General features: G+C 69.1%; 11 protein-coding genes. 5 read left to right on the top strand and 6 right to left on the bottom strand.

What is annotated here, in order from left to right; genetic code table 11:
* Positions 1-53 precede the first annotated feature (53 nt).
* Positions 54-830 (top strand): ABC transporter ATP-binding protein, encoded by a 777-nt coding sequence (locus tag MOX01_RS15470; protein WP_141370414.1) that lies wholly within the window; start codon positions 54-56, stop codon positions 828-830.
* Positions 812-2,404: a hypothetical protein gene (locus MOX01_RS15475; RefSeq protein ID WP_141370415.1), complete on the top strand. Its 1,593-nt coding sequence runs from the start codon at positions 812-814 to the stop codon at positions 2,402-2,404. The genes MOX01_RS15470 and MOX01_RS15475 overlap by 19 nt, the downstream gene beginning before the upstream one ends.
* Before the next feature lie 69 nt (positions 2,405-2,473).
* Here the strand turns inward: MOX01_RS15475 and MOX01_RS15480 are convergent, their stop codons facing one another.
* A complete protein-coding gene (locus MOX01_RS15480; RefSeq protein ID WP_127011838.1) occupies positions 2,474-2,761 on the bottom strand; it encodes a DUF1905 domain-containing protein in 288 nt (95 codons plus the stop codon).
* Positions 2,762-2,764: 3 nt separating this feature from the next.
* Entirely contained in the window at positions 2,765-3,604 is an 840-nt protein-coding gene (gene proC / locus MOX01_RS15485; protein ID WP_141370417.1) for a pyrroline-5-carboxylate reductase, read from the bottom strand.
* Between the two features lie 59 nt (positions 3,605-3,663).
* On the opposite strand from proC, the gene MOX01_RS15490 reads away from it, so the two are divergent.
* Positions 3,664-4,635 (top strand): cation diffusion facilitator family transporter, encoded by a 972-nt coding sequence (locus MOX01_RS15490; RefSeq protein ID WP_058630457.1) that lies wholly within the window; start codon positions 3,664-3,666, stop codon positions 4,633-4,635.
* Positions 4,636-4,648: 13 nt separating this feature from the next.
* Here MOX01_RS15490 and tadA read toward each other — a convergent pair whose 3' ends face one another.
* On the bottom strand, positions 4,649-5,104 hold the full coding sequence (gene tadA / locus MOX01_RS15495) for a tRNA adenosine(34) deaminase TadA (RefSeq protein WP_058630456.1): 456 nt from the start codon (positions 5,102-5,104) through the stop codon (positions 4,649-4,651).
* Positions 5,105-5,184: 80 nt separating this feature from the next.
* Here tadA and upp point away from each other — a divergent pair, with 80 nt between their 5' ends.
* Positions 5,185-5,817, top strand: a complete 633-nt coding sequence (gene upp / locus MOX01_RS15500; RefSeq protein WP_021198071.1) for a uracil phosphoribosyltransferase — start codon at positions 5,185-5,187, stop codon at positions 5,815-5,817.
* 39 nt (positions 5,818-5,856) lie between these two features.
* Here the strand turns inward: upp and MOX01_RS15505 are convergent, their stop codons facing one another.
* The 3 genes from MOX01_RS15505 to nadE form a co-directional block, all read right to left on the bottom strand.
* On the bottom strand, positions 5,857-6,630 hold the full coding sequence (locus tag MOX01_RS15505; RefSeq protein WP_141370419.1) for an agmatine deiminase family protein: 774 nt from the start codon (positions 6,628-6,630) through the stop codon (positions 5,857-5,859).
* Complete coding sequence (locus MOX01_RS15510) at positions 6,627-10,097, bottom strand: TM0106 family RecB-like putative nuclease (RefSeq protein ID WP_141370422.1); 3,471 nt, start codon at positions 10,095-10,097, stop codon at positions 6,627-6,629. The genes MOX01_RS15505 and MOX01_RS15510 overlap by 4 nt, the downstream gene beginning before the upstream one ends.
* Positions 10,098-10,180: 83 nt before the next feature.
* Positions 10,181-10,999 (bottom strand): NAD(+) synthase, encoded by an 819-nt coding sequence (gene nadE, locus MOX01_RS15515; protein WP_061015528.1) that lies wholly within the window; start codon positions 10,997-10,999, stop codon positions 10,181-10,183.
* A 107-nt stretch (positions 11,000-11,106) separates the two neighbouring features.
* Here nadE and MOX01_RS15520 point away from each other — a divergent pair, with 107 nt between their 5' ends.
* The gene (locus MOX01_RS15520; protein WP_141370424.1) at positions 11,107-11,664 is read left to right on the top strand and encodes a phosphorylase family protein; all 558 of its coding nucleotides are present in this window, start codon (positions 11,107-11,109) and stop codon (positions 11,662-11,664) included.
* Positions 11,665-11,689: the final 25 nt, after the last annotated feature.

The following is an 11,689-nucleotide window of genomic DNA, read 5'->3' on the forward strand; positions in this document are numbered from 1 at the left end:
ACTCCCCCTCGCGGCGGATGCGCGACGCCCGGCGGCCGTGGTGGGATGGGGCCATGACCGACCCCACAGCGGCCCCGCCCGTCCTCGCCCTTCGCGGGCTTCGCAAGCAGTTCGGGCAGAAGGTCGCCGTCGACGGTCTGTCCCTCGACGTGCCGCCCGGATCCATGCTGGGCCTGCTCGGGCCGAACGGCGCAGGCAAGACCACGACGCTCGCGATGGCCACCGGGCTGCTCCGCCCCGATGCCGGCACGGCGTGGGTGCTGGGCGCCGACGTGTGGCAGAGCCCCGCCGAGGCGAAAGCCCGCATGGGTGTGCTCCCCGACGGCATCCGCATGCTCGATCGTCTCAGTGGAGCAGAGCTGCTGCGATACACCGGACTGCTGCGCGGCATGGCAGAGGCCGACGTCGTCTCGCGGACGGGTGACCTGCTCGAGGCGCTGGGGCTCGCAGAGGCGCGAGACACCCTCGTCGTGGACTACTCCGCCGGCATGCGCAAGAAGATCGGGCTCGCCTGCGCGCTGATCCACGCTCCCCGCCTGCTCATCCTGGATGAGCCGCTGGAGGCCGTCGATCCCGTCTCGGGCGAGACGATCCGCCAGATCCTGCGCTCGTTCGTCAACGGCGGCGGCACCGTGGTGCTGTCGAGCCACGTGATGGAGCTCGTCGAGTCGATGTGCGACCGGGTGGCCATCGTCGCCGAGGGGCGCCTGCTCGCGCACGGTCCGCTCGACGAGGTGCGAGCCGGACTCTCGCTTCAGCAGCGGTTCCTCACGCTCGTCGGGGCGCACGATCTCGGGACGGAGACGCTCGCATGGTTGCGCTCCTCGTAAGCCTGCGCTGGCGGCAGCTGCGGCATCAACTGTCGCGGAACCCGTGGATGATCGTCACCCTGATCATCACGGGGATGATCGCCCTCGGGCTCCTCGCCGGACTCGCTGCGGGTCTGGTCGCTCTGCGCTTCGCCGCACCGGAGGGCGCTGTCACCGCCATCGTGCTCACCGGGTCCGTGCTCGTCCTCGGATGGTGGATCGGCTCCATCCTGGTCAGCGCCGACGACTCCCTCGCCCCCGAGCGCTTCGCCCTGCTGCCGGTGACCGCCCCCTCCCTGTTGCCGGGCTTCGTCGTCGCCGGAGCCACGACCATCGGCGGCATCGGGACCACGGTCGCCCTGCTGCTGATGCTCCTCGGCTGGTCGGTGAGCCTTCCCGCACTGCTCACCGCGGTGATCATGATCCCGGTGGCGGTCGTGACCTGCGTGCTCGGTGCCCGCGTGGTGAGCGGACTGCTCGCCGGATGGCTGGCCCGACGCAGCACCCGCGACCTGGTGCTGACCCTCGGGGTGCTGCTCGCCGCCTCGTCCGGCCTCATCCTCAACCTCGGGATCGGGGCGCTCACCACCGTGACGGACGCCGGGAGTGCCTTCGCCTCGGCTGCCGACATCGCCGCCTGGACGCCGTTCGGCGCCGTGTTCGGGGTGTCGGCATCGGCAGCGCAGGGCGACGTGCTCACCGCGACGCTGCGATTGCTGATCGCCCTCGCGACGGTCGTGGTCCTGTGGTGGGCGTCTCAGCGGCTGCTCGCCGCCCGGCTCGTCTCCCCCATCCAGAGCAGCGGCGGTGGACGGGTGCGCTCCGGCGGTCTGCTCGATCGACTGCTGCCGGCGAACCCGATGGGTGCGATCGCCGCACGATCTCTGCACTACTACCGCCGCGACCCGCGGCAGCTCGTCAACATCGTGATGCTCCTGCTGCTGCCCGCGATCTTCATCGGCATCGCGCTCATGAACGGCCTGCAGGAGGAGTCCCTCGGTTTCGCCCCCGCGATCACACTGATCCCGGCGATCAACGCTCTCCTCGCCGGGACGATCGTGCAGATGTCGATCGCCTATGACAACGATGCCGTCGCGGCGCACATCCTCACGGGTGTGTCCGGGGCGGCGGACCGTGCCGGGCGCCTGCTCGGCTTCGGGATGATCGCAGTGCCGGTGACGCTCGCCCTGTGCGTGGCGACCTGCCTCCTCGCCGGGCGGCCGGATCTGCTCCCCGGCAGCATCGGCGCATCCCTCGGTCTCACGGCGATCGCTGCAGGGGCCGGCGGCTGGGTGGGGAGCTTCCTTCCGGGCCGTGCGCCCGCTCCGGAAGCCAATCCCTTCGGGCGCGGATCATCCGGCGGGGTGCAGTCGCTGCTCGCGATGATCATCATCGGGCCCATCACGCTCGTCCTCGGAGCACCCGCATTCGGGTTCGCCATCGCGGCGATCTGGAGTCCCACGCTCGGCTGGATCAGCCTCGCGTGCGGACTCGCGTTCGGCGGCCTCGCGCTCTGGGGAGGGACCGTGCTGGGCGGGAAGATCCTGGATCGCCGCTGGCCCGAGGTGCTCGCCGACGTGTCCAGCGAGAGTTGAGCGCGGACGGATCCCACGCGACACGCAGGCCCCGGGCGCCAGGCCTCCCGCGACATCAGGCCCGACGGGTCAGGCGTCGATGTCGAGGACGACCTCGATCACGTCGTCCACCCCGAGGCCCTCGCCGTCCTGCAGCGTCTTCTTGATCGGCACGATGTAGCCGCCGTCCTTCGGCCACAGGGCCGTGGCCACGGTGGTGGTGCCTACGGAAACCCTGGCCGGGATCATGCCCCAGCCATAGGTCACGACAGAGGCGATCTCGTGGATCATCTCGCTCTCGGCAGGCGGCACGGTGACGAAGTGGAAAGGCGCGGGCCCGCGCCAGTACCAGATGGGTCCCTCGATCCTCAGCCGCATGGTTCAGGCTCCGGCGGCGAGCTCCTTGGCACGCGCGAGTGCGGCATCCGCAGCCTCCGCGAAGGTGCGATCGAGGCGTGCTTCCTGCAGCACGGCGACCGCCCGTTCCGTCGTCCCCTTCGGGCTCGTGACCCGACGACGCAGCTCTGCAGGAGCCTCGCCGGAGGCGTCGAGCAGGGCCGTCGCCCCGATGAACGTCTGCTCGACCATGAGCCGCGCATCCGCATCGGTGAAGCCCATGCCGACGGCGGCCTTCGTGAGCTCCTCGATCAGCAGGTACACGTAGGCCGGTCCCGATCCCGAGATCGTGGACAGCGCGTCGATCTGCGACTCGGGAACCTCGACGACGGCGCCGACGGTCTCGAACAGACGACGGACGAGGGCGATGTCTTCGGCGGGAACCGCGGCACCGGCGGCGAGCCCCGTCACTCCCTTGCGCACCGTCGACGGGGTGTTCGGCATCGAGCGGATCACCCTCGCCTCCGAACCCAGCACATCGGCGAAGGTCTGCAGCGTGACCCCGGCGGCGACGCTCACCACGATCGCATCAGCGGCGAGGTGCGGGGCGATCTCGCGGAGCAGGTCCGGCACCATCGCCGGCTTCACGCCGACGAGCACGATCCGCGCACCGGCAGCCGCCTCGACGTTGCCCTCCGGCCGATCGGCGAGCGCGATGCTGGTGACCCCGTCGAGGCCGGCGAACGCCTCTGCCTTCTCCGCCGTGCGGTTCGTCGCGGTGATCCCGCCATCGATGCGGACACCCGAGGCGACCACTCCGCGGAGGATCGCACCGCCCATCGAGCCGGCACCGAGGAAAGCGAGCGAAGGAAGCGAGTCAGACATGTCGTCATCCTACGGCGGGCACTCCGACATCCCCGGGCGGGCGGTTCTAGACTCGTCCCATGAGTGCATCCGGAGGCAACAAGGCCATCGTCGCGGCGTTCCTGGCGAACATGGGAATCGCCCTCGCGAAGTTCATCGCCTGGGCACTCTCCGGCTCCGCCTCGATGCTCGCCGAGGCCATCCACTCCGTCGCGGACTCCGGCAACCAGCTGCTCCTGATGTTGGGCGGACGCAAGGCTCGGCGCGAGGCCGACCGCGCGCACCCGTTCGGCTACGGTCGCGAGCGCTACGTCTACGCGTTCGTCGTGTCGATCATCCTGTTCTCGGTCGGCGGTCTCTTCGCGATCTACGAGGGCGTCGAGAAGCTCACGAATCCGCATGAGCTCGACAAGACGTGGTGGTGGCTTCCGCTCGTGGTGCTCGTCATCGCGATCGGGCTCGAGTCGTTCTCGTTGCGCACAGCCGTGCGGGAGAGCAACCTCGTGCGGGAGAAGGGGCAGTCGTGGGTGTCGTTCGTGCGCCGCTCCAAGGCACCCGAGCTCCCCGTCGTGCTGCTGGAGGACGTGGGCGCCCTGACCGGCCTCACGTTCGCCCTGCTCGGCGTCGGCCTCACGCTGCTCACCGGCAATCCGATGTTCGACGCACTCGGCACCGTGATGATCGGTGTGCTGCTGGTGCTGATCGCGATCGTGCTGGGTGTCGAGACGAAGAGCCTCCTGGTCGGCGAGGGCGCCACCCAGGCCGACCACGACCGCATCGTGGATGCGATCAACGCCGGCGACGAGATCGAGAAGATCATCCACATGAAGACCCTCTACCTCGGCCCGGACGAGCTGATGGTGGCGGCAAAGATCGCCCTCAACGCGGACAAGCCGCTGCGGGAGGCCGCCGACGACATCGACGCGATCGAGGCTCGGATCAGGGAGGCCGTGCCTGTCGCGCGGGTCGTCTACATCGAGCCCGACGTCTACCGCCCCGCGATCGACCCGGAGCCCTCGACCGACGTCTTCGTGCTGAAGTCGTCGGACTGAACGGGGACCGCGTTCAGCGCCGCTGCTCGAAGAACGAACGCAGCAGCGCGGTCGCAGCCTCAGCCTCGACGCCGCCGACCACCTCGGCACGATAGGGCAACCGTCGATCGCGCAGCACGTCGTACATCGATCCGGCAGCACCGGCCTTGTCGTCCCATGCTCCGAACACCACGCGACTGATGCGTGCCTGCAGGACGGCGCCGGCGCACATGATGCAGGGTTCGAGGGTCACCACGAGTGTGTGCTGCTCGAGATTCCAGGACCCGACCGCTGCCGCCGCGCGACGGAGCGCCTCGACCTCGGCGTGCCCCGTCGGGTCGTGGGTCTCCTCGCGAGTGTTGCGTCCCTCCGCGATGATCCGGCCTTCGGGATCGAGGACCACCGCTCCGACCGGGATCTCGGATGCCATGGCCGCTTCGCTGGCGAGCTCGAGGGCACGCGTCATCGCGCGTCGGTCGGCTGCGGTCATGCGTCGAGCCTACGACAGCCGTCGAGCCCGGCCGGAGTCCCGATGTCGTGCCTGACCGCGTGGCGCATTACCCTGTATTCATGCGTGTTCACGTGGCCGACCACCCTCTCATCACTCACAAGCTCTCGGTGCTGCGCGATGCGCGCACACCCTCACCGGTGTTCCGGCAGCTCACGGAGGAGCTCGTGACACTGCTCGCGTACGAGGCGACCCGCAACGTGAAGGTCAGCCCGATCGAGATCACGACTCCGGTGACCACCACGACGGGTGTGAAGATCTCGGAGCCCCGCCCCATCGTGGTGCCGATCCTGCGCGCCGGTCTCGGCATGCTCGAAGGCCTCGTGAAGCTGCTTCCGACGGCTGAAGTCGGCTTCCTCGGCATGGTGCGCGATGAGACCACCTTCGAGCCGACCACCTATGCCGAGCGGTTGCCCGACGACCTGAGCGACCGCCAGTGCTTCGCGATCGACCCCATGCTGGCGACCGGTGGTTCGCTCGCCGCCGCGATCCAGTTCCTGTTCGACCGCGGCGCCAAGGATGTCACGGCCATCTGCCTGCTCGGCACTCCCGAAGGCGTCGCCGCGATCGAGGCGATGGCCGGCGACCGCGACGTGACCCTCGTGCTCGGCGCGCTCGACGAGCGTCTCGACGAGAAGGGCTACATCGTGCCCGGCCTCGGCGACGCGGGCGACCGGCTCTACGGCACGGTCTGATCCTCGGCAGCGTACGACCTCTTCGGTGCGTCTTCCGCCTCAGATGGTGAGGCAGTAGGCGCGCTCATCTCGGTGGTGAGTGAAGCCCGCGCGGGCGAGGATGGGCGCTGACGTCGAGACGCGACCCTTCACCAGGGCCGTCTTCGCTCCCCATGCCGCACCCTGCCGCAGTCTCTCGGCCAGCACTGCGCGGTAGGCGCCGCGACCGCGGTGGCTCTCCAGTGTGGATGCGCCCCAGAGCCGCACGAACCCGTCCTCGATCGTGCATCCTCCGGTGCTGACGGCGCGTCCATCGATGCGCGCGAGCACACGGAACCCGGTCTGCGCCTCGAGCGCCGCGGACACCTCGTCGAGTTCGGCCCGGAGACCCTCCTCATCGAGGGGCTGCTGGTGCCACACGGGCACATTGACGCCGTCGAGGTCGCGTACCTGATCGAGGGTACGCACGATCTCGGTGGACACGTCGGACGGCACCTCGACCTCCACTTCGTCGACGGGTCGTGCGAACACCGCCACCGTATCGATGTGCTCTGCCCCGCGTCGCCGAAGCTCGTCCTCGACGTCGGGCCGATCGGAAGGATTCGTCCAGAACGTGAACTGCGAGGCGCCCCATGCTCTCGTCCGCGCCAGTGCGCCATCCACCACGTCGACGGCCGACAGCGCGGAGTCGACCTGCGAACCTCGCACTCCCCCGCCGAACCGTGCAGGATCCCGCACGAGGAGCAGATGCTCGCGCTCGTGCTCACTGTCGCGGGGAAACCACACCCACGCTGCCGCGGCGCGCATGATCTGGTCGGTGGTGTGGGCGCTCACTCCGCCGCTCCGACGAGCCGGGCGAACGCGCTGAGCCTGGCGACGCCCTCCGGCGTATACGGCAGGTCGTCGAGCAGCGCGGGCGAGTGGATCAGGTAGGCGACGACCTGTGCCCGGGAGATCGCGACGTTGAGGCGGTTCTGGAGCAGCAGGAACTCCGGACCGCGCGGCGCATCCCGACCGCTCGACGCCGCGAGCGAGGTGATGGAGACCACTGCCTCCTTGCCCTGGAAGTTGTCGACCGTGCCGACAGGGACGTCGGGGAAGCCGGCGTCGGCGAGCGCGTCGAGCACCAGCTGACGCTGCGCGTTGTAGGGCGTGACCACGATGATGTCGGACTGCGCGAGTGGTCGCGTCGACGCCTCGGGGTCGTTGTCGGTGAAGACCCGGCCGACCAGATCGGCGACCAGGCGGACGACCTCTGCCGCTTCCTCGGGCGATTGCGTCGCGTTTCCGCGGTGGCGCAGCGGGACGACATGGAGACCCGCGTCGACACCCTCGAGCGACCGGAGTTCGGTTCCGGGAGCCGAGGCGAGCTGTCCCGCGTAGGCGAGCTTCGACACCGGAGCGGCCACGAAGGGGTGCATCCGCCACGACCGAGCGAGGAAGTAGCCGTACTCGGGCCGCACGACCGGATCGCCGTCCATCACCCAGCCGAGAGCGGACGTGTCCACCGGTTCGGGGTGGGCGCCCTGGCTCACCTGCGGGAGCTGCTGCGGGTCGCCGAGGAGCAGCAACCGTTTCGCTCCGGCCGCGACCGCGATCGTCGAGGCGAGCGAGAACTGCCCCGCCTCGTCGATCACGAGGAGATCGAGCCCGGCCCGTTCGACGCGCTGGGTGTTGCTGAAGTCCCAGGCCGTACCGCCCACGACCGCGCCCTCACCGGCGTGCTCGGCGAGGAAGGAGGCCATGCCGTTCTTCGGGATCACGGTGTATGACGGGTCCGCATCGGGATCCTTCGGCGCCTTCGCCACCTGGGCGGGCGAGACGCCGTCGGCGACGATCCGCTCGAGAAGCGTGTCGATGATGGCGTGCGACTGCGCCACGACGCCGACCTTGAAGCCGTGCTCGTTGACCAGACGCGCGATCACGCGCGAACCCGTGTAGGTCTTCCCCGTCCCCGGAGGGCCCTGCACGGCGAGGTAGCTGTGATCGAGGTCGAGCACTCCGCGCACGATCGCATCGATCGTGTCATCACCTGCTTCCGGGAGCGCGCCGCCCGAGAAGGTGCGCGGGGGCAGTCGGCGCAGGATGTCGGTGGCCGCATCCTGGGGGAAGCCCGGCGCGGCCAGGTGCACCGCGTCGGCCCACTCGTCGATCGCGCCCTGCAGCGACACCACCCGAGGCGGAGCCGCCGGAGTGAGCGCAAGCGGCAGCTCATCCCAGGTCTGTCCCTGCACAGCCGCTTCTGTGACGAGGTAGCCGTCGTCGAGCACCTCGGCGATCGTGACCGTGTGCGGTACGTGGACGGCGCGTGAGGGCACCTCGGTGTCGAACGGGGCTGGCACCTCGTACAGCGCGAACGGCTGGGCACCGGGACCGAGCGTGGTGCCGGGTGACACCTCGCCGCGGATCTCGATGTCCCTGGACATCACTCTCCGCCCCTCGATGATGCTCCACTCCCGGACGACCGATGACGACGGACGGTCTACCCGCACCACATCACGCGTGCCGTCCCACATCGTGACCGGTTCGCGCAGCCTCTGGAAGTGCGACACCCAGAAGCTCTTCGCTTCACGGGGGAAGTAGTCGATGGCCGCGGCCGCGATGCGGTGCACCTGTCCGTCGCCGCCTGCCTCCACGGCGCGCTCCGCATCGGCGAGGAGCGCGACCGATCGGGGAGACGGCTCATAGATGACCTCGTCCGCGTCGTCGGGGGGCGCCGGCGTGACGCCCTTCTCCCTCGCGATGTCGATCAGCCAGTTGCGCAGGCGCCGTGTCGAGACGCAGTCGTAGCGGTTGTAGTCGGCGAGGTCGGCGAGGACCGCGTCTGCTTCGGACCGCTGCCCGGCCGCGGCGAGCTCGCGGGCCGCGACGTACTGCACGATCGAGTCGTCACCCTTCTGCACGTCGCTCGTCCGGACGTCGTCGCCCATGTAGAGCGGCTCGAGCTTCTTGATCGAGTACGACCGGGAGCCCACCCTGACCGTCCGCAGCACGAGCGGATACAGATCGACGAACACCCCTTCACGGAGCAGCCGATCGACCTCGCCCTCGCGCACTCCGTGCCGCGCTGCCATGGCCACGAGATGCGAGGTCTCGTACGGGGCATAGTGATAGATGTGCATTCCCGGATGCGCCGCTCTGCGGGCATTGACGAAGTCGAGGAACGTCTCTAGCGCCCGCTTCTCTTCGGCGAACGTATGCGCCCACAGTGCCGAGTACTGGTCGGCGTTGTCCACCCAACCGAAGAGGTAGTCGATCCCCCAGTGCGCCTCGCCGTCGGGAGCAGGCTCGGTGTACAGCGGGTCGCCCTCGAAATCGAAGAAGATGTCGCCGTGGCTGGGGAGCGGGAGCGTGTGGATGGCCTGCGCGTAGTGCACGTCGAAGGTCGGCACACCCTCGGTGTCAGCCCGCAGCTGCAGGCGGGCCTGGGCACGGAGCGTCTCGAACGTATCGGCGTTCATCCCCGTCGGCGCCTCGATCGCGCCGGCCAGGGCGTCGATCGTCTCGATGCCTGCAGCCCGGAGCCGAGCTCGCTGCACCGGACGCATCCGCGCCACCATCAGCAGGTCCCGGTGTGCGAGCACCTGCTCCTCGCAGGTCGCGCAGCGCCCGCAGGCGACCACCTGGAGGTCACCGCGATCGTCGCCCCAGGCCAGAGGAGCGCCCGCGGCGCCGTCGGCGATGCGGCGATCCGCGATGAGGGCGCGCAACCTTGCCCTGCGCACCTGGAACAACGGGAGCAGATCGTCGACGGCGTGCGTGCTGAGCGTGCCGTCTCCGAGGATCAGGTCTACCTCGTCGGAACGGGGGATCCGCAGGCGGTCGAGCTGGTCGACATATGCCGCGAGCTGCATGAGAGCTGTCACACGGGCTTTGCGGGCGAGCTTCGAGTCCTGCACACGCCAGCGCCCCTCATCGTCTTTGCGCAGGAAGTCCGCGAACCCGACGAACTCGTCCGTCGCGAAAGCCGCCTGGAACACGACGAGCGCATCCGAGCGCAGTGCAGCCACCGTCTCGTCGACTGCTGCAGCGAGCGCTTCCGCGTCGACCGAGGACACCTTCTCGATGCGGTGCACGTTCTCGTCACCGAGATCGTGGATGTACCGGTCGAGCACGTTCTGCTCGTGCACGTCGCCGAGCTCGGCCGCGCGCTTCAGAGTCGCATCCTCCGGCTCTTCGACGGCGGGGACGCGCCCCAGCTTCGCGTCGATCGCCCGGGCCCACGCGAACTCGCACTCGGCGGCCGCCTTGAGGTCGCTCGCGCTCCAGATGACGCGTTGCGCCTGAGTGTCGATCCGCACGATGCTCCCGTTCTGTCGGATGCTTCGACACTATCCGCGGCATCGGACACAGGCGAAAGCGGACGGCTCCTCGACGCGCGGCTTCAGCGCCACCAGGTGTCGTCGGGCGTCACCGGGAGGTGTCGCTTGTGCTGCGTCGCGAGATACCTGGCCTCGATGCGACCGGCGACCTCAGGATCGACCTCGCGCCCCTCGAGGAAGTCGTCGATCTGCTCGTACGTGAGGCCGAGTTCGTCCTCGTCGGCGCGTCCGGGCTGGCCGTCCAAGAGATCGGCCGTCGGCACCTTGAAGGCGAGTCGGTCCGGAGCGTCGAGGAACTGCAGCAGCGAGCGTCCCTGCCGCTTGCTGAGCCCGGACAACGGGAGGATGTCGGCAGCGCCGTCACCGAACTTCGTGTAGAAGCCGGTCACCGCCTCCGCCGCATGGTCGGTGCCGATCACCAGCAGTCCGTCGTGACCGGCGAGCGCATACTGCGTGACCATGCGGACGCGAGCCTTGATGTTGCCGCGGTTGAAGTCGCTGATGTCGCTCGTGACCGCGAACTCGATGTCCTCCTCCACTCCGTCGACACCGTTCTGGATGTTGACCTCGACGGAGGAGTCGGGCGCGATGAACGCCAGCGCGGCTTCCGCGTCTTCGGCATCGTGCTGAACCCGATAGGGCAGACGCACCGCGAGGAACTTCGCCTCGCCGCCCTCGGCGCGCACACGCTCCACCGCGAGCTGTGCCAGACGGCCGGCCAACGTGGAGTCCTGCCCGCCCGAGATCCCGAGCACGAACCCCTTCGCTCCGGTGGCACGCAGGTAGTCGGCGAGGAAGCCGATCCGACGATCGGTCTCGGCCTCAGGATCGATCTCGGGCCTGACGCCGAGGTCTTCAGAGATCTGCTTCTGCAACGACATGTCATCCTCCGTCTTGTCCTCGACCAGTATCGCCCCTGCGTGTTACGTCCGGGTGACACCGCGGCGTTCGCATGCTCCTGCCAGCGAAGGCCTGAGAGAATGGACCGGTGAAGCTCCTCGTCGCTGCCCTCGATTCCGAACTGTCCGCATTCCCGGAGGAGCTCGACGGCTTCGACCGACTCGTGACCGGCGCCGGAAAGCTGCCGGCCACGTACGGCCTGACCCGCGCACTCGATGCCAAGATCTACGACGAGATCGTGGTGGTCGGAACAGCCGGAGCCATCGAGCCCGGCCTCGAGGCGACCGTCCACGAGGTCGGCAGCGCGTTCCAGCACGACGTCACCGACCTCGACGGCGTTCGCGGGCAGCACGTCTCACTGCCTGCACGCGTCTCCACCGGACGCGACGGCGTGTTGATCGCGACCGGTGACCACTTCGTCGAGGACGCCGAGGTCACCGCCGTGATCCGCCCCTCCGGTGCTGCACTGGTCGACATGGAGACCTACGCCTTTATCTGGGTCGCCGAGCAGTTCGGTGTTCCGATCCGCGTGTTGCGTGCGGTGTCCGACCAGGCGGAAGACGGCGCGCTGACAGACTGGCGCGAGGCCGTCGCCCGCTGCAGCGTGCAGCTGCGCGACGTCATCCGCAGCGAATACGGCGTCTGACGCACGACAGGCGGATCGCACTGGC

It is taken from the genome of Microbacterium oxydans, from assembly GCF_006540085.1.
Lineage (GTDB): Bacteria > Actinomycetota > Actinomycetes > Actinomycetales > Microbacteriaceae > Microbacterium > Microbacterium oxydans.